General features: G+C 62.2%; 19 protein-coding genes. 13 read left to right on the plus strand and 6 right to left on the minus strand.

What is annotated here, in order from left to right; genetic code table 11:
- Both A985_RS24650 and A985_RS29655 read right to left on the minus strand, forming a co-directional pair.
- Positions 1–697 (minus strand): metal ABC transporter ATP-binding protein (locus A985_RS24650; RefSeq protein WP_017232875.1); only part of this gene is annotated, 697 nt, incomplete at its 3' end.
- Positions 694–816 (minus strand): hypothetical protein, encoded by a 123-nt coding sequence (locus tag A985_RS29655; protein WP_017232876.1) that lies wholly within the window; start codon positions 814–816, stop codon positions 694–696. The genes A985_RS24650 and A985_RS29655, both read right to left, overlap by 4 nt.
- 1,058 nt (positions 817–1,874) lie before the next feature.
- Between A985_RS29655 and A985_RS0107970 the strand changes: the two genes are divergently transcribed.
- Genes A985_RS0107970 through A985_RS0107985 form a run of 4 tightly spaced genes read left to right on the plus strand, consistent with a single transcriptional unit; the run spans position 1,875 to position 7,076 of the window.
- Positions 1,875–3,797 carry a PrkA family serine protein kinase gene (locus A985_RS0107970; protein ID WP_017232877.1) on the plus strand — a complete coding sequence of 641 codons (1,923 nt, stop codon included), beginning with the start codon at positions 1,875–1,877 and terminating at the stop codon, positions 3,795–3,797.
- A gap of 15 nt (positions 3,798–3,812) precedes the next feature.
- Positions 3,813–5,075 carry a YeaH/YhbH family protein gene (locus A985_RS0107975; protein ID WP_017232878.1) on the plus strand — a complete coding sequence of 421 codons (1,263 nt, stop codon included), beginning with the start codon at positions 3,813–3,815 and terminating at the stop codon, positions 5,073–5,075.
- A 37-nt stretch (positions 5,076–5,112) separates the two neighbouring features.
- Positions 5,113–6,657 carry a SpoVR family protein gene (locus A985_RS0107980; protein ID WP_017232879.1) on the plus strand — a complete coding sequence of 515 codons (1,545 nt, stop codon included), beginning with the start codon at positions 5,113–5,115 and terminating at the stop codon, positions 6,655–6,657.
- Positions 6,657–7,076, plus strand: coding sequence for a VOC family protein (locus A985_RS0107985; RefSeq protein WP_017232880.1), 420 nt, complete (start codon positions 6,657–6,659; stop codon positions 7,074–7,076). Before A985_RS0107980 ends, A985_RS0107985 begins: the two co-directional genes overlap by 1 nt.
- Positions 7,077–7,089: 13 nt before the next feature.
- Here the strand turns inward: A985_RS0107985 and A985_RS0107990 are convergent, their stop codons facing one another.
- Entirely contained in the window at positions 7,090–8,457 is a 1,368-nt protein-coding gene (locus A985_RS0107990; RefSeq protein WP_017232881.1) for a diguanylate cyclase, read from the minus strand.
- 888 nt (positions 8,458–9,345) lie between these two features.
- Between A985_RS0107990 and A985_RS0107995 the strand changes: the two genes are divergently transcribed.
- The 7 genes from A985_RS0107995 to A985_RS27400 all read left to right on the plus strand — a co-directional run bounded on the left by A985_RS0107995 (position 9,346) and on the right by A985_RS27400 (position 14,659).
- A complete protein-coding gene (locus tag A985_RS0107995) occupies positions 9,346–10,080 on the plus strand; it encodes an ABC transporter permease (RefSeq protein ID WP_017232882.1) in 735 nt (244 codons plus the stop codon).
- Between the two features lie 20 nt (positions 10,081–10,100).
- On the plus strand, positions 10,101–11,042 hold the full coding sequence (locus A985_RS0108000) for a glycine betaine ABC transporter substrate-binding protein (protein WP_017232883.1): 942 nt from the start codon (positions 10,101–10,103) through the stop codon (positions 11,040–11,042).
- Positions 11,043–11,090: 48 nt separating this feature from the next.
- On the plus strand, positions 11,091–11,738 hold the full coding sequence (locus A985_RS0108005) for an ABC transporter permease (RefSeq protein ID WP_017232884.1): 648 nt from the start codon (positions 11,091–11,093) through the stop codon (positions 11,736–11,738).
- Complete coding sequence (locus tag A985_RS0108010) at positions 11,735–12,934, plus strand: betaine/proline/choline family ABC transporter ATP-binding protein (protein ID WP_017232885.1); 1,200 nt, start codon at positions 11,735–11,737, stop codon at positions 12,932–12,934. The genes A985_RS0108005 and A985_RS0108010 overlap by 4 nt, the downstream gene beginning before the upstream one ends.
- Before the next feature lie 166 nt (positions 12,935–13,100).
- A complete protein-coding gene (locus A985_RS0108015; RefSeq protein WP_017232886.1) occupies positions 13,101–14,348 on the plus strand; it encodes a mechanosensitive ion channel family protein in 1,248 nt (415 codons plus the stop codon).
- Between the two features lie 36 nt (positions 14,349–14,384).
- A complete protein-coding gene (locus A985_RS28105; RefSeq protein WP_017232887.1) occupies positions 14,385–14,528 on the plus strand; it encodes a hypothetical protein in 144 nt (47 codons plus the stop codon).
- 11 nt (positions 14,529–14,539) lie between these two features.
- Positions 14,540–14,659, plus strand: a complete 120-nt coding sequence (locus A985_RS27400) for a type II toxin-antitoxin system PemK/MazF family toxin (RefSeq protein WP_232424557.1) — start codon at positions 14,540–14,542, stop codon at positions 14,657–14,659.
- Between the two features lie 95 nt (positions 14,660–14,754).
- Here A985_RS27400 and A985_RS0108025 read toward each other — a convergent pair whose 3' ends face one another.
- Together A985_RS0108025 and A985_RS0108030 are read right to left on the minus strand one after the other, a co-directional pair.
- Positions 14,755–15,879: an alkene reductase gene (locus A985_RS0108025; RefSeq protein WP_017232888.1), complete on the minus strand. Its 1,125-nt coding sequence runs from the start codon at positions 15,877–15,879 to the stop codon at positions 14,755–14,757.
- Between the two features lie 177 nt (positions 15,880–16,056).
- The gene (locus tag A985_RS0108030; protein ID WP_017232889.1) at positions 16,057–17,343 is read right to left on the minus strand and encodes an MFS transporter; all 1,287 of its coding nucleotides are present in this window, start codon (positions 17,341–17,343) and stop codon (positions 16,057–16,059) included.
- A gap of 210 nt (positions 17,344–17,553) precedes the next feature.
- Between A985_RS0108030 and A985_RS24655 the strand changes: the two genes are divergently transcribed.
- Positions 17,554–18,321, plus strand: coding sequence for a TetR/AcrR family transcriptional regulator (locus A985_RS24655; protein ID WP_017232890.1), 768 nt, complete (start codon positions 17,554–17,556; stop codon positions 18,319–18,321).
- A gap of 60 nt (positions 18,322–18,381) precedes the next feature.
- On the opposite strand, the gene A985_RS0108040 is transcribed toward A985_RS24655, so the two are convergent.
- Positions 18,382–18,978 (minus strand): helix-turn-helix domain-containing protein, encoded by a 597-nt coding sequence (locus A985_RS0108040; RefSeq protein WP_369751557.1) that lies wholly within the window; start codon positions 18,976–18,978, stop codon positions 18,382–18,384.
- A 203-nt stretch (positions 18,979–19,181) separates the two neighbouring features.
- Between A985_RS0108040 and kbl the strand changes: the two genes are divergently transcribed.
- Complete coding sequence (gene kbl / locus A985_RS0108045; RefSeq protein ID WP_017232892.1) at positions 19,182–20,399, plus strand: glycine C-acetyltransferase; 1,218 nt, start codon at positions 19,182–19,184, stop codon at positions 20,397–20,399.
- The last annotated feature ends 2 nt before the right edge of the window (positions 20,400–20,401 follow it).

Consider the following 20,401-nt stretch of genomic DNA (forward strand, 5'->3'; position numbering starts at 1 on the left):
CGGACAAGCCCGCATGCGCGCCGCCAGCCGCACTGTCGGCAGACGGCAGCCCGCCGTGCAGACACTCGGCCGGCGTGCCCGTCGACACCAGCCGACCGGCCATCACGGCGACGTGCGCGAAGCGCTCGCGCACGAGCGGCAGATCATGGAGCACCGCCACCACCGTGCGTCCCTCGCTGCGCCATTGATCCAGCAAGGTGAGCAACAGTTCCGCCGAAGGCAAGTCGATGCCGGTAAGGGGTTCATCCAATAAAACGATCGGGGCGTCTTCCACTATCAGCCGCGCGAAGCGGGCGCGCTGCCATTGCCCGCCGGACAAGGCCTCCAGCGCTTGCGTCCGTTTGTCGGCAAGACCGACGCGTGCAAGGGCCTCGTGAGCGCGCTCGACTTCGTCGCGCCCGAGACGTCGTGCGTCGCCCGTGCGCCGCCATGTGCCGGTCAGCACGTACTCTTCGACGCACATGGGGAATCGGTGGTCAGTCTCGGGCCGTTGCGACAGGTAGGCGACCGGCCCGTCGCAGACGATCTTGCCCGTCGAGGGCTTTTGAAGGCCCGCGAGTGCGCGCAGCAGTGTGGTCTTGCCGCCGCCATTGGGGCCGACGACCGCGCAGAGCACGCCGGGCGCAAAGGTTGCGCTGACGCGATCGAGCGCCACGTTCGGCCCGAAGTGAACCGAGAGATCCTGGCAGCCGATCACGGGGCGACCCCCTGCAGAGCCCAGTACACGAGTGCCCAAAGCGGCAGGAGCACCAGCAACGACAGGACGGTGCGTTCCCAGCCAGCCAGGCGGTAGAGCCAAACGGAAAAACGAATCATGGACGACGCGTGGATGGATTAGGCGTCGGCGCGGCGACGCTCAGACACAGTTTGCAACTGTGTAATAAATGCAACAAGGTTGCATTATGGCACGAATCGATGCGTGTCGCTGTGCTCATGGATCGTCGGGGCCCTTGGGCTCGAGCGGTCTGCGAGGCGTGCCGGGACACAGCACGTTACATATCGGCGCAGCAGAGTCGGGCGAACCGGCGTAACATGGGTTCAAGCTCGGGTCACTGGCACGCTGTTCGCTTCATTCCAGGGATCGGCAATTTGCAAGGCATTGATGAGACGGTGGCATGGTGGGGTGCAACGGCCTGGGTCGGAACTTTCCGACCGACGGTAGGGCAAGCGCCGCAGGCATGCCGAAATCGCCCAGGAGGTTCGCTCGTTCAGACATCCGGCCGTCGTCGACTTTCCGCTCGCGACACCATGCTTCGCAGCATGACGATCGCACGACCTTCGCGACTTCGCGCAGTCGCGTCGCCTCGACAGGAAAGCACTCCATCACGCGCCCACGTCTTCGCGTTCGTCGACGTCGTCGGGCCGCCCACTTTTTTCTGCAAACGCGTGCGCACGGCGCGCTGAATGTGCGTGGAAAAATCTATCGGATAGATAGCATTCCTTAGTAAACGCCGACGAATTCAAACACGGTCGAATGCAGATAAACCCGAGTGCGCAATGCGTGGGAAATTTGCCGAAAAATCGCGCGGTTTGTGAGGCGGATCCGCTGACGTGCGCAATGCGTAGATGAGGCGCAAACCCGCGTGGAATATGGCGGATAGACGATGCTTAGCGCTGCGGAAAATATCTAGCGACAGTTTTTTTGTTTTGTGCATATGATGAGGTAACGGTTGCAATTTTCAGCGACAAGTTTAAAGTCAACCTAAACCTATTTTGAGTCGTTCATGTGAGGGAGGGGACCGTGCGAAAGGTTTCGCGACAGTCGCTCCGGCATGCAGTGAGCCAGGTCGAAACCTTTGCGCAGTCATCCAGGTCTTAGGCAACAGAGCGGACATCGCGTCGCGATGTTTTCCGATGAGGCGGGGGTGAGGCATATGGATATTTTCAGCCACTACACGACACGTTTCGAAGCACGGAAGGAAGAGGAATACAGCATCCAGGAGTATCTGGAAATCTGTAAGAAGGACGCGACGGCTTACGCATCGGCTTCCGAGCGGATGCTGCGCGCCATCGGTGAGCCTGAGCTCATCGACACGCACCACGACCCGCGCCTTTCGCGGTTGTTCTCGAACAAGATCATCAAGATCTATCCCGCCTTCCGTGACTTCTACGGCATGGAAGACACGATCGAGCAGATCGTGTCGTTCTTCAAACACGCCGCGCAAGGGCTCGAAGAGCGCAAACAGATCCTGTACCTGCTGGGCCCCCCGGGCGGCGGCAAGTCGTCGCTGGCAGAGAAGCTCAAGGCGTTGATGGAAGACGTGCCCATCTATTGCCTGAAGGGATCGCCGGTGCACGAATCGCCCCTGGGCCTGTTCTCGCCCGACGAAGACGGCAAGATTCTGGAGGAGGACTTCGGCATACCGCTGCGGTATCTCAATACGATCCCGTCGCCGTGGGCCACCAAGCGCATGAACGAATTCAACGGCGACATCACCAAGTTCCGTGTGGTCAAGGTGCGCCCGTCGGTGCTGCAACAGATCGCCATTGCCAAGACCGAACCGGGCGATGAAAACAACCAGGACATTTCGTCGCTGGTCGGCAAGGTCGACATCCGCAAGCTCGAGGAATTTCCGCAGGACGACCCGGATGCCTACTCGTATTCGGGGGGCTTGTGCCTGGCCAACCGCGGCCTGCTCGAGTTCGTGGAAATGTTCAAGGCGCCGATCAAGGTGCTCCACCCGCTGCTGACCGCCACGCAGGAGGGCAACTACAAGGGCACGGAAGGTTTCGGTGCGATTCCGTTCGACGGTATCGTGCTGGCGCACTCGAACGAGGCCGAGTGGCAAAGCTTCAAGGGCAACCGCAACAATGAGGCTTTCCTCGACCGGATCTACATCGTGAAGGTGCCTTACTGCCTGCGGGTGACCGACGAGGTGAAGATCTACGAGAAGCTCGTCAAGAACAGCTCGCTCTCCAACGCACCACGCGCGCCGAATGTGCTCAAGATGCTCGCCCAGTTCGCGGTGCTCACGCGTCTGAAAGAGCCCGAAAACTCCAACATCTTCTCCAAGGTCCGAGTCTACGACGGTGAGAACCTCAAGGACATCGACCCGAAGGCCAAGTCGTACCAGGAGTATCGCGACTACGCCGGGGTGGACGAGGGGATGACGGGGATGTCCACGCGCTTCGCCTTCAAGGTGCTCTCCAAGGTCTTCAACTTCGACAACACGGAAGTGGCCGCCAACCCGGTGCACATGCTGTATGTGCTTGAGCAGCAAATCGAGCGCGAACAGTACCCGGGAGAAGTCGAGAAGCGGTATCTCGCCTACATCAAGGAGTATCTGACGGCACCGTTCGTGGAGTTCATCGGCAAGGAGATTCAGACGGCGTACCTGGAGTCGTATTCGGAGTACGGTCAGAACATTTTCGATCGCTATGTGAACTTTGCGGATCTCTGGATTCAGGATCAGGAATATCGCGATCCGAACACCGGCGAGATCCTCGATCGCACCGCGCTCAACGACGAACTGGAGAAGGTCGAGAAGCCGGCTGGGATCACGAATCCGAAAGACTTCCGCAACGAGATCGTCAACTTCGTCCTGCGCGCGCGTGCCAACAACGCGGGCAAGAATCCGCTCTGGACGAGTTACGAGAAGCTGCGCGCGGTCATCGAAAAGCGCATGTTCTCGACCACCGAGGACTTGCTGCCGGTGATCTCGTTCAACGCGAAGTCGTCCAAGGAGGATCAGGAAAAACACGCCAACTTCGTCAACCGTATGGTGGAAAAAGGCTATACCCCGAAGCAGGTCCGCCTGCTCGTGGAATGGTATCTGCGCGTGCGCAAATCCTCGTAAGCAATCGGGGCCACTATGTCAGCAATCATCGACAGACGGCAAAACGGCAAGAACAAAAGCGCCATCAACCAACAGCGCTTCATCAAGCGCTATCGCGATCAGATTCGACGCGCGGTAGCGAAGGCGGTGGCTGGGCGCAAGATTACCGATATCGATGGCAGCGGACAGGTCTCGATCCCGGTCAAGGACATTTCGGAGCCGTTGTTCCACCATGGACCCGGCGGGCGGCGGGAGATGATTCATCCCGGCAATCGCGAGTTCGTGGTGGGCGACAATTTCGAGCGTCCGCCGTCGGGCGCGGGGGGCGGCGGCAGCCGCGCCAGCGACTCGGGAGAGGGCGAGGACGATTTCGTCTTCAACCTCTCGCGCGAGGAGTTCCTGAAATTCTTCTTCGAGGACATGGCCCTGCCGGACCTCGCGAAACGCCGGCTCGCGCAGATTCCGGAATTCCGCAAGGTTCGCGCGGGCTATTCCGTCGACGGCACGCCGTCGAACCTCAACGTCATTCGTACGATGCGCAGCTCGCTGGGTCGCCGCATCGCGCTCACGGCGCCGTACCGCAAGCAGTTGCGTGAGCTGGAGGCCGCGTACGCGGACATTGTCTCGCGTGAGGGCGACACGTCGCCGCGCGCGCTGGCGATGTTGCCGGAGATGTCGCGACTTCGCACGCGCATCGAAGCCATTCCGTACATCGAGAAGCTCGACCTGCGTTATTCGAATCGGATCATGCAGCCTCGGCCGCAGGCGCAGGCTGTCATGTTCTGCCTGATGGATGTCTCCGGGTCGATGGACCAGAGCCGCAAGGAGTTGGCCAAGCGCTTCTTCATGCTGCTCTATCTGTTCCTGCGGCATAACTACGAGCGCATCGATCTGGTGCTCATCCGGCACCACACGACGGCGAAGGAAGTCAACGAAGACGACTTCTTCTATGCCCGCGAGTCCGGAGGGACCGTCGTCTCCAGCGCACTCAAGCTGATGACGGAAATCATCGCGGATCGTTATTCGCCGAGCGATTGGAATATCTACGGGGCGCAGGTGTCCGACGGCGATAACTGGGACGGCGATTCGCCCATCTGCCGCGATATTCTGATGCAGTCGATCATGCCTGCCGTGCAGTACTTCGCGTACGTGGAGGTGGCCAGCGCCGAGCCGCAGAACCTGTGGAACGAATACTTGTCGGTCAAGCAGCGGCATCCGAATTTCGCGATGCAGCGCATCATGGAGGCGGCCGAGATCTATCCGGTGCTGCACGACCTGTTCAAGAAGAAGGCGGCCTGAAAACCGCCCGGCGTCGGCCCCGCAACGAGGACGCATCATGGCGTATATATCCACCGGATCGGAATGGACGTTCGAGCTGATTCAGCGCTACGAGCATGAGATCGCGCGCATCGCGGCGAACTTCAGACTCGACACGTATCCCAACCAGATCGAGATCATCACCGCCGAGCAAATGCTCGACGCCTATGCGACCGTGGGGCTGCCCATCGGCTATCACCACTGGTCGTACGGCAAGCACTTCCTGTCGTCCGAGCGCGGCTACAAGCGCGGACAGATGGGGTTGGCGTATGAGATCGTCATCAATTCGAACCCCTGCATCGCGTATCTGATGGAGGAGAACAGCATGACCATGCAGGCGCTAACCATCGCGCACGCCAGCTACGGTCATAACTCGTTCTTCAAGGGCAATTATCTGTTCCGCACCTGGACGAGCGCCGACGCCATCGTCGACTACCTGCTGTTTGCGCGCAACTACATCACCGAGTGCGAGCAGCGCTACGGCGAACAATCGGTCGAACTGCTGCTCGACTCCTGCCATGCGCTCATGAACTATGGCGTCGACCGCTACAAGCGACCAAAACGCCTGTCGCTGGCGCAGGAACAGGCGCGCCAGAAAGAGCGCGAGAACTATCTGCAAATGCAGATCAACGATCTGTGGCGCACGTTGCCTCATCACCCCCTGCACGATGACGACGAGGACGACGGGCTCGATCCCACCGAGTCCGAAGAGGCACCGTTCCCGGGGGAGCCGCAGGAAAACCTGCTGTATTTCTTCGAGAAGAACGCCCCCAAGCTGGCCCCCTGGCAGCGCGAGATCGTGCGCATCGTGCGCAAGCTCGCGCAGTACTTCTATCCGCAGCGTCAGACCAAGGTGATGAACGAGGGCTGGGCAACGTTCTGGCACTACACGATTCTGCAGCAGCTCTACCAGGAGAAGCTCGTCAACGACGCGTTCATGATGGAGTTCCTGCATGCGCACACGAACGTGGTGTACCAGCCGTCCTTCGATAGCCCGTACTACAGCGGTCTGAATCCGTATGCGCTGGGCTTTGCGATGTTTCAGGACATTCGCCGCATGTGCGAAGCGCCGACCGAGGAAGATCGCCAATGGGCGCCGGACATCGCCGGCACCGACTGGTTGACGACGCTCGACTTCGCCATGCGCAACTTCAAGGACGAGAGCTTCATCCAGCAGTTCCTGTCGCCCAAGGTCATTCGCGATCTCAAGCTGTTCTCCGTGCTCGACGACGACCGCGACAGCCGCCTGCGCGTGACGGCCATTCATAACGACGCCGGCTATCGTGAAATTCGCGAGATGCTCGCGCAGCAATACAACCTCAGCCAGTTGGAGCCGAACATCCAGGTCTCGCACGTCGATCTGCATGGCGATCGATCGCTCACGCTGCGCCATGTGCAGAGCGAACGCAAGCCGCTCGACGATAGCTTCGAAGAGGTGCTCAAGCACGTGGCGCGCCTCTGGGGCTTCACGGTGCGGTTGGAGACGGTGTTCGAGGATGGCCGCAACGAGATGACGCATGAGACCAAGGTCGAGAAGCGGCGGCGCTATGCGCTGAGTGCCTGATGAGGATTCCGTTCGTTGCGCTCGATCACGTGGTGCTGCGCACCAACGACGTCGAGCGGCTCCAGCACTTCTATATCGACGTCCTGGGCTGCACGCTGGAGAAGGTGCAGGCCGACATTGGGCTGGTGCAACTTCGTGCGGGCGACGCGTTGATCGATCTGGTCGACGTCGCCGGCGAAATCGGCCGCCGGGGCGGGGCGGCACCCGGCCCCGAGGGGCGCAATCTCGATCACTTCTGTCTGCGGGTCGAACCGTTCGACGCGGTGGCCATCCGTCAGGAACTGGCCTCGCATGGGGTGACGCTCGGTGAGGTCGTGCCGCGCTATGGGGCGCACGGCGAAGGGCCGTCGTGCTACGTCGACGATCCAGACGGCAATACCGTCGAACTCAAGGGGCCGCCGTTCCGTCCGCTTCGTTGAGTCGGGCGTGGCATCAGGCCGCCAACTGCCCCAGCACGCTTTGATCGCGTCCCTTGTGCTTGGCTTGATAGAGCGCCCTGTCGGCACGCTCGAGCATCGCGCTGATGACGAGCGGCTCGCCGGGTTGCCACGTTGCAATGCCCACGCTGATCGTGATGGCCTCGCCTCTGTCGCGCGCCTTCTCGGGAAGTAGCTCGGTGCTCGCGCGCTTGACCGATTCGCGAATACGGTCGGCCACGCGCAGGGCGGCCTGTTGATCTATTTCCGGCAACACCACCGCAAACTCCTCGCCGCCCAGGCGCACCGCGAAATCGCTCGGCAGCCGAATGCAGTGCTGGATCGTGCTGGCGATACGTTGCAGCACGGTGTCGCCGAACGGATGCCCGTAGCGGTCGTTGACCTGTTTGAAGAAGTCGATGTCGATCAGCAGCAACGACAGGGGTATCGCACGTTGCTGAACCCGGTCGGCAACGAGGCGGATGCGATTGTCGAAATAGCGGCGATTGTAGATGTGCGTGAGCGGATCGACGAAGACCTTCTCGACCAGGTCCGTGTTCGTGAGCGCGAGCGACTGATACTGGCGCGTGATTTCCCAGACCAGGGCAAGCGTTGCCACACCGGGCGATGCCAACGCCAGCAGGCGTGCGGCATACCATTGATACGACGCGTCGTTGGGCGCTGTGAGCGAAAGCAGCAACTGGCACAGCGAGATGGTGACGACCACCCACACGAGCAGAAACAGCTTGTGAGACAGGCGCGTGACGGCCGCGACACGCCACCATAGCGCGACATAAGCGACGAAAAGCCCGTATAGGGCGAGCGTCTCGACGCCGATGCCACCGACCGGAGGCGCCACGATGAGCGGGCGGCCGGTGCCGATCAGCGCCAGTGACACCGTCGCCCAGATGACGAGCACGGTGGCGCCATACCACGCGGCTTCCTTATAGCCGGGACGGATGTGCGGATCGCTGCGCGTGCGTGTATAACTGTGCACGCTCAGCATCACGTACGCTGCGAAGCTCGCTTCGGCCATGAACCAAAGCCAGAAGGGCGCGTGCGTGACATGCGTTGCAATGCCGGCGAGCTGGTTCGCGAGCAACACCCCCTCGGTAAACATGAAGAGTCCGCGCAGCAGGAAGGCGCATCCGAATTGCGCGAAATATCGCTTGCCGTTGTAGAGGTACTGCACGCCGAGCAGACACGCGGTCGACAGGTTAAGAATGCCGCCGGCCGAGACGAGGAAGAACGTCAGTAAGGGGTTGACCTCGCCCTGGATGGCGCGCGCGAAAAATCCGGCGAGCGTGAGTGCGGCGCACGCGACCAGGATAGTGGTTGCGGCGACACGATTGCCGGGTTCGGTACGGCTGATGGTAGTTTTCATAGTTCTTATTCGCCAATCAACGACCTCGTGCTTCGCGCACGATCGCCCTTTTGCCGTTCAACCATCGCGCCCGAGACTGGCCGCAAGATCGTTGCCTCACGTGACAGTCCCGTTTCCCCGATTCTTCGCTAAATAGTTGAAAACTAAGATAAACGTCGGAGAATACACGAGTTTCTTCGGGTTGGCATCCGTTTCGAATGGCGCGCGTTGCATTCCCGTTCGACCCTCGCCGAGGCGCGGATTTCGGACCGCCTGCGCAACGTTTTCGGGCGCGCGAAAGCGCGATACCGTCGTCGCGGAAAATAAATCGGCGCGGCACGCTGATCCGCTGTGCGGAACTTGGCGTCGACGAAATTCGGAGCGCGCGCGGGGGAATTCCCGCAACGCCAGTGATGACGGTGAATTGAAGCGCGTGCAATTGATTTGTAATCCGACGCATTGTGCGCGATAAGAGCGGATGTTGCACAGAAATGCATGGGATTTCACTCGTAAGGTGGGCGGCGGCTTGGCAGCGACGCACTATCTGTACTAGAATAAAAAAAGCCAATCGCCGCGATTGGCCCATAGAAGCAGAAGTCAGAGGGTTGTCGGTGTTCCTCGTTGCGCCGACATTCCGTTCCATCACGCAATGAGTTTGTGCCGTAGAACATTCGCGCGTTTTCAATAAGCGTGCACCGAGAGGCCCAGGCGCTCATGGCGTCGAAAGCTTGTCTCTCATGTCGCATTTCGCGACGCCTGGTTCGTCACCGTCGTCTTCCACAGACCCTCGGAGCGAACACTTCACAATTCGCAAGGCAGCTAACAGTTGTCATGCTTGTTTGACCGCGTTGTCACGCGGGGCGATTGCTATTGCCCTGCGCCAGCGCTGCCAACCCATTCAAAGGGAGCATGAACGTGGCGAAGCAGTACCGCATTTTCTATTTGGCAGGCTTCGGACTGCTCGGCGTTGCCGTCGCAGTCACCGGTCTGCTGTATTGGCTGGGCGTCGATGCGCTCGTCAAATACCGGGGCGACCTGGTCTATTACACCCAGCAGCACCTCAAACTCGTAGCGATCTCGATGACGATGGCAATCGTGGTCGGCGTGCCCGCGGGCATGCTGATCTCGCGCCCGACGTTCGAGAAGCACGCCGAGCGCGCGGTGCAGATCTTCAATATCGGCAACACGCTGCCGTCGCTCGCCGTGCTGGCGTTGTCGATGGCCGTGCTGGGTATCGGCGATCGGCCCGCCATTCTCGCGCTTTGGCTCGCATCGCTGCTTCCCATCGTGAGAAATGCGTACGAGGGCCTGCGGCAGGTGCCGCCCGCATTGCGGGAATCGGCGCGCGGTATGGGCATGACGCCCGCGCAAGTGCTGTTCCGCGTCGATCTGCCCAACGCTATGCCGGTCATTGTCGGCGGCATTCGCACCGCGCTTGCGATCAACGTCGGCACCGCGCCGCTCGCGTTCCTGATCGGCGCGGACAGTCTGGGACAGCTGATCTTCCCCGGCATCTATCTGAACGACCCGACGAAGCTGCTGCTCGGCGCCGGCGGGACCGCAGTGCTTGCGCTCGTGCTCGACGGCATCGTCGCCTTCGCCAGCGGCCTCTGGTTCGCGCGCCACGGCGCCCCTGCCCGCTAAGGCAAAGGAGACCCCTACTTATGCAAGTTTCATTTTCTCGTCCGCGCAAGGGCATGGCGCCGCGCTGGTTAAAACGCCTCGGTGCGGCCTGTCTGGCGCTTGGCGTGATCGTCGCGGGCGCCGCGAGCGGCACCGCGCATGCCGAGACCCTCACGGTCGGCGGCAAGAACTTCACCGAGCAGTTGATCCTCTCGGAAATGACGACCCAGTATCTGCGCAGCCTGGGGTACGACGTCGAACTCAAGAATGGTCTGGGCAGTGTCGTCATGCGTCAGGGCATGGAGAGCGATCAGCTCGACATCGTCTGGGAGTACACCGGTACCTCACTGATCGTCTACAACAAGGTCACCGAGAAGCTCGATCCGCAGCAGACCTATGCGCGCGTGAAGGAACTCGACGACAAGATCGGCCTCGTCTGGCTCAACCCGTCGGCGCTCAACAATACGTATGCGTTTGCCATGCCCGGCAATATCGCGCGCGAAGCGGGCATCGAGACGGTGTCGCAACTCGTGGACCGATTCCGAGCCAATCCGAAGATGCAGTTCGCCTTCGATTTTGAGTTTGTCGGCCGCTCGGACGGGCTTGTACCGATGGAGAAGCTCTACGACTTTCATCTCGCGCGACGCAACATCAAGCAGATGGATCCGGGCCTCGTTTATACGGCGCTCAAGAACGCGCAGATCGACGCCGGCCTCGTCTACACGAGCGACGGACGCAACAAGGGGTTCGATCTGAAGGTGCTGGCCGACGACAAGGGCTTCTTCCCGGCGTATGCGGCCACGCCCGTGGTGCGTCAGGCGGTGCTCGACGCCCATCCCGACCTCGCCGACGAACTCAACGCGCTGTCCGCGAAGATCAACAACGAGAACATGCGCGACATGAATGCGATGGTCGACATCGATCATCGTGCCGTTTCGCGTGTGGCGAGTGACTTCCTCAAGCAGGAAGGACTGGTGCAGTGACGGCGATCGCCCGTTGCTTGCCCTGAAAGTGACTGACCGAGGAGTCCCATGATTGAATTTCTCACCTATAACTGGCACCGTATTCTGATTCTCACCGGTCAGCATGCGTGGCTGGTGGCCGCGTCGGTAGGGGCGGCCATTGTGGTTGGCGTACCTCTGGGTGTGCTGGTCACGCGTTTTCGCTGGCTGTCGGGCGCCGTGCTTGGCCTGGCTACCGTCGTGCTCACCATTCCGTCGATCGCGCTGTTCGGCCTGATGATTCCGGTGCTGTCGGTCTATGGCATGGGGATCGGGCCAGCGCCGGCCGTTGCCGCCGTGTTCCTGTATTCGCTGCTGCCGATCATGCGCAACACGAGCCTCGCGTTGCAGCAGATCGACCCGAGCATTCGCGAAGCGGGCATCGGCATCGGCATGACCTTCTGGCAGCGCCTGCGCCTGGTTGAATTGCCGCTCGCCGTGCCGGTCGTGCTGGGCGGCGTGCGCACGGCCGTCGTCATGAATATCGGCGTGATGGCCATTGGCGCCATCGTCGGGGCCGGCGGTCTCGGGGTGTTGATCACCCAGGGAATCAGTCAGAGCGATACCCGGCAGCTTGTCGCGGGTGCGGTCATGGTGAGCCTGCTCGCCATCGTCGCCGACACCCTGTTGCACCGCCTGCAGCGCGTGCTGACCCCCAAAGGAATCCGAACCGTATGATTACACTCGACAATCTCACCAAGCACTTCGTCCAGAAGGACGGCACGCCCATGACCGCCGTGAATTCGGTCAGCCTTGACGTGCCGCCGGGCGAGATCTGCGTCTTCCTCGGCCCGTCGGGCTGCGGCAAGACGACCACGCTCAAGATGATCAACCGGCTCATCAAGCCGACGTCCGGGCGCGTTCTGCTCAACGGCGAAGACACCGGCAACATCAACGAAATCGAACTGCGTCGCCACATCGGCTATGTGATCCAGCAGATCGGCCTGTTCCCCAATATGACCATCGAGGAGAACATCACCGTCGTGCCGCGTTTGCTCGGCTGGGACAAGACACGTTGCCGTGCCCGCGCAACCGAGCTGATGGCGATGGTGGCGCTCGATCCGAAGCGCTATTTGTCGCGTTACCCGCGCGAGCTGTCGGGCGGTCAGCAGCAGCGTATCGGCGTGATTCGCGCGCTGGCCGCCGATCCGCCCGTGTTGCTGATGGACGAACCGTTCGGTGCGGTCGATCCGATCAACCGCGAATCGATTCAGAACGAGTTCCTGCAGATGCAGCGTCAACTGGGCAAGACCGTCATCATGGTCAGCCACGATATCGACGAAGCGATCAAGCTGGCGGACCGCATCGCGATCTTCCGCCAGGGGCGTCTGGTGCAGTGCGCGCAACCCGATGCGTTGCTGGCGCGTCCGGTCGACGAGTTCGTGGCGAGCTTCGTGGGACATGACCGAATTCTCAAGCGCCTGTTGCTGGTGCGCGCAGAAGACGCGGCCACGCCGCAGCCGACCGTCAAGCCGCAGACAACGCTGGCCGAGGCCTACGGCATGATGGACGAACTCGACACGCGCTCGTTGGTTGTCGTTGACGAGAATGCGCGCGCGTTGGGTTACGTTGCGCGTCGCGACACGCGTCATGCGCTCGGGGCGTGCGGTGAGCGGGTGCGCGAATTCAAGGCGTCGGCGGTGGCGGGCGACAACCTCCGGGTGCTGCTCTCGCGCATGTATGAGCACAATCTGGCGTCGTTGCCGGTGCTGGGCGACGACAACCAGTACCTCGGCGAGGTCACGCAGGATTCCATCGCGGACTATCTGAGTTCAGGCAGGTCGCGTGGCAACGGGGGCGGAACGATCACGGTGCCGCCGCCGTCAGGTGCGCCGCATGTGATCGCGAGTGTTCCGTTCGGTGCGACGGTGTAACCTGGCGCCTGATTCGAGACGATGGCTTGCGCGGTCGTCGACGGGTGAGCGTCACTGACATTCGCCCGGCAAGTCAACGAATGACGGCCCGATGTCTGGCCGTCTTTTTTTGTATTCACCTGCGCGGCGCAACGCTCGGGACAATCAGCAGGCAAGGAGTTGCAGGATGACGTGGGAAGCAATGATGGCATGGTTCGACAACGCGCCATGGGCACGGTTGGCCGGGGCGTTGGCGATACTGCTCATGGTGGCGCTGTTGGTGCAAGCGGTGGCGCGGTGCCTGATCGTTCGCGTGGTGCGCATCGTCGTACAGCGTACGGCGAATCGTTGGGACGACGCCTTGCTCGCACATCGCGTTTTTCACCGCGCGGCGCGGATCTTGCCGTACCTCGTGATTCAGTTCGGCATCGCGTGGGTGCCGGATCTGCCGGCGAAGGCGCTCATGATCATCGGCAACGTCGCGCTTGCGATGACGCTGCTCTACGCCACGCTGGCCATCGCAGGCATTCTCGACGCCGCACAAACGGTCTACGCGCTCTCGGAGCACGCGCGCACGCGCTCGATCAAGGGATATGTGCAGTTAGGCAAGATCGCGCTGTATGTGGTCGCGGCGATCGCGATCGTGGCGACGATCATCGACCGTTCGCCATGGCTGCTGCTCTCCGGTCTGGGGGCGATGTCGGCGGTGCTGCTGCTGGTGTTCAAGGACACGATCATGTCGTTCGTCGCCAGCGTGCAACTTACGTCGAACGACATGCTGCGCGTGGGCGACTGGATCGAAATGCCGCAAGTGGGCGCCGACGGCGATGTGGTCGACATCGCCCTGCATACCGTGAAGGTGCAGAACTGGGACAAGACGATCACCACGATCCCGACCTGGCGGTTGATTGCCGAGAGCTTTCGCAATTGGCGCGGCATGCAGCAGTCGGGCGGCCGCCGCATCAAGCGCACGCTGTGTGTCGATGCGGGTAGCGTCGGGTTTCTCGACGAAGCGGAGATTGCGCGCCTGTCGCGGCTGCATCTGCTTGGGTCGTATCTGACGGATAAGCAGCGTTCGTTGGCCGATGCGAATGCGGCGCTGGGCGCGCTGGGCATTGCCGCGGCGGTGCCGGCCAACACCCGGCGGCTGACGAACATCGGCACCTTCCGCGCGTATGCGTTGGCGTATCTGAAGGCGCATCCGAACATTCACGAGGGCATGACGTGCATGGTGCGCTCGCTCGAGCCGTCCGCCACGGGCATCCCGGTCGAACTGTATTGCTTCACCAACACCACGGTGTGGGCCGAGTACGAACGCGTGCAGGGCGATGTCTTCGATCATCTGCTCGCGATCCTGCCCGAGTTCGGCTTGCGCATGTACCAGAATCCGGCGGGTGCGGATCTGGTGCGTTGGCAAGGGCAGCGGGCGGCGTAACCGCGCAGTGACGGGGGAATGACATCGGAGTGGGATATGGATGAACGAGACGAACCGGGTTGTGTGGGGAGTGAACAGAGCGAAATGCCGCCGATTGAACTGGGCGACATGGTCAACGACGAGGAGCGGCAGTTGTGGAGTTTCGGCAACGACTTCGATGAGGAGGAGTGGACGCGGTGAAACGAGGCGAAGTGTGGGCCGTTTCACTGGACCCCGCCATTGGGTGTGAGATCAGGAAGACGCGGCCATGTGTCGTGATTCTTCTCGTACGACTCGCACGACGCATGACGCACGACGCACGACGCGATTGATATTGCACTCGCCAGACAGAAAGGGCTCCCGCAGGAGCCCTTTCTGACGTAGCGCAACGATCCGACGCGAGGGCGTTGCGAGGCGCTACGGCGCGTTATGCCGCCGATTCGTCAAGCGTCGGATAGTCGAGATAGCCGTGCGCGTCGCCGCCGTAAAGCGTGGCGCGATCCAGGTCGTTGAACGGGCCGCCGCGCTGGAGGCGCTCCACCAGATCCGGATTGGCGATGAACGGTTTGCCGAACGCGATGAGATCAGCGCGGTTCTCCTTGCGCGCCTCGATCGCCAGCGCGAGGTCGTAACCGTTGTTGGCCATGAAGGTGCCAGTGAAGCGTTGACGAAGCTTCTGCAGATCGAAACCGTTCTCGACCTCACGGGGACCGCCCGTCGCGCCTTCGACGATGTGCAGATATACGAGGCCGAAACGGTTGAGCTGTTCAACCGCGTACGTGAATACCGGTTCCGGATGGCTGTCGCCGCAATCGTTCGCCGGGCTGACCGGCGAGAGGCGAATGCCGACGCGATCGGCGCCCCACACATCGACGACGGCCTGCGTGACTTCCAGGGTCAGACGCACGCGATTCTCGATGCTGCCGCCGTATTGATCGGTGCGGTGGTTCGTCTTGTCGCGCATGAACTGATCGAGCAGATAGCCGTTCGCCGCGTGGATTTCCACACCATCGAAACCGGCGCGCTTCGCGCACTCGGCAGCATGACGATACTGCTCGACGATGCCCGGGATCTCGGCGGTCTCCAGCGCGCGCGGCGTCGGGTGCGGCTCGAAACCGTGCTCCGTGAAGGCCTTGCCCGCCGGTTGAATCGCCGAAGGCGCGACCGGCAGCGCACCGTCAGGCTGCAGCGACGTGTGCGAGATACGGCCGACGTGCCAGAGCTGGCAGAAGATCTTTCCGCCCTTGGCGTGGAGCGCGTCCGTCACCCCTTTCCAGCCGGCGATCTGCGCTTCGGTGTAGATGCCCGGCGTGAAGGCATAGCCCTTGCCTTGCTGCGAGATGTTGGTGGCTTCGCTGATGATGAGTCCGGCCGACGCGCGTTGCACATAGTACTCGGCGTTCATCGAGCCCGGCACGTCGCCGGCACCGGCGCGGCTGCGCGTAAGCGGTGCCATCACGATACGGTTGCGCAGTTCGAGCGGACCCAGCCGGTACGGCGAGAAAAGGTCCGTGTCGAGCGCGGTGAGTTGAGGGTGTTGCGAGTCCGTCATTGTTCAGGGTCCTGTGAAAATGGGGGATGCTGTCCTGCACAAAACTTGAATAGGTTACGGCAATTGCTGAAATCTCGCCGACGTCACCAAAGGCGACGCCTGTCGATGCAAAAACGCGTCTCGATGCTCGGCAATACGTGTACCGGTGCGAGGCATCACGGCGGCCCGATGGCGGGATTACGCGCCGGCCGGGACGGGCTGACTCGGTGCGCGCCGGTTAATGCGCAGCACCATGAGCGCGCCGATAATGCACACGCCGCCCGAGAGCATCGATGCCATTGTGTAGTTGCCGAGCGTGGCGCGCAGCGAGCCGGCGACCAGGGCGGCCGTTGCTGCACCGAGCTGGTGCCCCGCCACGATCCAGCCGAACACGATGGGGGCCGCGGTTTTGCCGAACACATCGGTCGTCAGGCGCACGGTCGGCGGCACGGTCGCGATCCAGTCCAGGCCGTAGAACAGCGCAAAGAGCGGCAGGCCGAAGAAATCGAAGCCGAACGCATACGGCAGGTAAATCAGCGACAGCCCGCGCAACCCGTAATACCAGAACAGCAACACGCGACTGTTGTATCGATCGGAGAGCCAGCCAGAAAGCGTGGTGCCCACGAGATCGAGCATGCCCATCGCCGCGAGAATGCCGGCTCCCTTGACTTCGGAGAGCCCGTAATCGCTGCACATCGCGATGAAGTGCGTGCCGATGTAGCCGTTGGTGCTCGCGCCGCAGATGAAGAAGCTGAAGAACAAGAGCCAGAAGTCACGCTTGCCGGCCGCCACGCGCAGTACCGACAACGCGTGGGTCAGCGGATTGCCTTGCGCGAGCGGGATATCCGGCGCGTCTTCAGGGGCGCCGACCGGGCGCAGGCCAACCGACCCCGGACGCTCCGGCAGGAGGAACGCGACGAGCGGCAGCACCAGCGCCGCGACGATCGCCACGATCAGCACCACCGGTCGCCAGCCGTGACGCTCGATGATCGCGGCCATCATCGGCAGAAAGACCATCTGACCGGTGGCCGAACTCGCCGTCAGGATGCCCATCGCCAGACCGCGATGCGTGTGGAACCAGCGGTTCGCCACGGTGGCGGCCAACGTGATGGCCGCCACACCCGTGCCGCCGCCGACCATCACGCCCCAGATCAACACCATCTGCCAGGGGGCGGTCATCAGCGACGAAAGGGCCGTGCCAGAGGCGAGCAGCAGCAACGCCACCATGACGGTCGGGCGAATGCCAAAACGCTGCATTGCAGCGGCGGCGAACGGGCCGGTCAACCCGTATAGCGCCAGATTCACCGAAATGGCCAGCGAGATGGTCGCGCGGCTCCAGCCGAAGTCGTGCTCGAGCGGCACCATCATCACGCTGGGCGTCGCGCGAATGCCCGCCGATGCGAGCAGAACCAGGAATATCACCCCGACCACGATCCAGCCGTAGTGGAAGTGACCGTTGATGCGCCTTGCGATGGCTGCCTTCATGGCGGAAATCCTTGCGGGGGATCGGTCTCGTCAGCCGTCCCGGGAACGTTTGCGGGAACCGCGCTGTCTATGGTCAATCGTTAGCATGTGACAGATCGGTAACATTAGGTTGCCATGGTATGAACCGATCGGTAACATGTCAAGTATTCGTTTGCGACGTCCGGGTGCTGCCCGACATCGCGAATCACCGCTTTAGGGGAGTGCCGGATCATGGCCAAATCGACAACGCCTGTCATGCCCGATGTGCCTGGGACGCCGGATCCGGCGACATCAGGGGGAGAAACGACCGCGGTCGCGAAGGCCACGAAGGACGCCAAGCGCAAAGGCACGGTTGTCCCTGCGCGCCGAGGCCGAACGGCGCCGCGCTCGGGCAAGACCGAGCGGCATGTGACGCCAGCGTCCGTCGCGCATCAGTATCTGCTCAATGCGGCCGTGGAACTGTTCCACACTGAAGGGGTGCGCGCCGTGGGCGTGGACGCCGTCGTCAAACGCGCCGGCGTCAACAAGATGTGCCTCTATCGCCAGTTCGCGTCGAAGGACGAGCTGATTCTGGCGTATCTCGATCACATGCAGACGGCGAGTCTGGCGCGTATCGACGAAAGTATCGCAAAACGGCGCGGCGAGCCGCGCGCACAATTGCTGCAAATCTTCGTGGATCTCTCCGAGCGGGCGAGTCGGCCCGGCTATCGCGGGTGCCCGTTCGTGAACGTGGCCGCTGAATTCCCCGACCCGGCGCATCCCGCGCGCCAGTCGGTGGTGAATTACAAGGCGGAAATGGTGCGGCGTTTCACCGAACTCGTCACGGCCGCGGGTTTGCGGGAGCCGGCGCCGTTGGTCGATGCGCTCTCGCTGATTCTCGAAGGCGCTTATGCAGCGAGTCAAACCTTCGGACCCGGTTCGCCGCCGCTCCGCATTTTGCCGACGGTGGCGCGTCAGATCATCGACGCCGGCATGTCGGGTGCGCTGACCGCCGACTGAGTGCCTTCAGGCCGCTGCTGCCGTAGCGGCCTGCGCCACGCGCGGGTGTTCCGCCCGCGCTTATCCGTGGATCACCACGAGCAGACCACGTGCGACGGATTTGCCGACATTGCGGATCGCGTGGGCGCGGTCGGCGGGATAGCGGGCGGTCTCGCCCGGCTTGGCGCGTCGCGCGAAGTGTTCGACCTCGATGTCGACCTGGCCGTCGAACACCGTGAAGTGTTCGCGCGTGCCCGGATCGTGCGGCTCGGAGACGAGTGCGGCGCCGGGTTGCAGCGTCAGTTCATACCACTCGTATTTGCCCGCCAGCTCCATCGGTCCCAGGATCTTGAGCTGATACGCGTGCTCCGCGCCCGCCAGTGTCGGAATTTCATGCTTGCCGATCACGCGTACCGGCTCGGGGTCGCCCGCCGGGGCGCCCAGCAGTTGGTCGAGGCGCACACCCAACGCATTGGCCAGCCGCCATGCCACGGCAATGGTCGGATTGGCCTTGTCGCGCTCGATCTGCGACAGCATCGATTTGGAGACGCCGGACGCGCGTGAGAGCGTCTCCAGCGTCATGCCGCGCTCTTTGCGCAGTTGCTGAATCATGTCGCCGACCGGCGGCGGGGCGACCGGTGACATCGCCGATGCTGCGGGAGTACTTGCCATATGCATTCCGGGATATTAGAATTTTTCAATATATTGAAATTAGTTCAATATAAAGTATAGTTTCCGATAAGGTGAATGGCTGCATGGTAGCAGAGCAAGCGCTCGATGCCGGCTGCCCTTCGCGACCGGCCGGTATCCACCGATGCCGCTGGATTCCCGCGACGGCGCTGCGCAATGGCGCCGTCGCCCGCACCAAGGAGAGGCGCACGATGACCGCACATACCCCGGAAGCCCGCGAGGGCTTCTACCGTCAACTGACCGAACGACTCGAAGACACGCGCCGGCAGGGCCTTTTCAAACAGGAACGCGTGCTGATGTCGCGGCAGGGGCCGGAGGTCATGTGCGACGACGGGCAGGCGCGTATCAACCTGTGCGCCAACAACTACCTCGGGCTTTCGGGCAGTGAAACGCTCGTCAAGGCCGCGCAGCAAGCGCTGGAAGACTTTGGTTTCGGTTTGTCGTCGGTGCGCTTCATCTGCGGCACGCAAGGTCCGCACAAGGCGCTTGAGGCTCGCATCGCCGCGTACCTCGGCACGGAAGACGCCATCCTGTACGCCGCAGCGTTCGACGCCAATGGCGGCGTCTTCGAACCGCTGTTCGACGAGCAGGACGCGATCATCTCCGACGCCCTCAATCACGCCTCGATCATCGACGGTGTGCGTCTTTGCAAGGCGCAGCGTCTACGCTATGCCCACAACGACATGGACGACCTGGAGCGCCAGTTGCAGTCGGCGATGGGGGCGCGTCATCGCATCATCGTGACCGACGGTGTGTTCTCGATGGACGGCACGATTGCTCAGCTCGATCGCATCGTGGCGCTGGCCGAGCAATACGGTGCGCTCATCATGATCGACGAGTGTCACGCGACCGGCTTCATGGGGCCGACGGGGCGCGGCACGCACGAGCATCACGGTGTGCTCGGCAAGATCGACATCATCACCGGCACGCTGGGCAAGGCGCTCGGCGGTGCGATGGGGGGCTTCACGGCCGGGCGACGCGAGGTCATCGAAACGCTGCGTCAGCGCTCGCGCCCGTACCTGTTTTCGAACAGCCTGGCGCCCGCCATTGTCGGCACGTCGCTCGCTGTGTTCGACGAACTCGAACACTCATCGGCGCGACGTGAGCAATTGCACGAGAACACCGCGTTCTTCCGCCGCGAAGTGGCGGCGCTGGGCTTCACCATCAAGCCCGGCACGCACCCGATCGTGCCGGTCATGCTCTTCGACGCGACGCTCGCGCAGCGTTTCGCGCAGCGGCTTTATGAGCTGGGCGTGATTGCCACCGGCTTCTTCTATCCGGTGGTGCCGCACGGACAGGCGCGCGTGCGCGTGCAACTCTCGGCGGCCCACACGCGCGATCAACTGAACCGGGCGCTGACGGCGTTCGCCCAGGCCGGCAACGAACTCGGCATTCTCAAGCAAGGTTGAAC

The sequence above is a fragment of the Pandoraea sp. B-6 genome (genome assembly GCF_000282835.1).
In the GTDB taxonomy this organism is placed as follows: domain Bacteria; phylum Pseudomonadota; class Gammaproteobacteria; order Burkholderiales; family Burkholderiaceae; genus Pandoraea; species Pandoraea cepalis.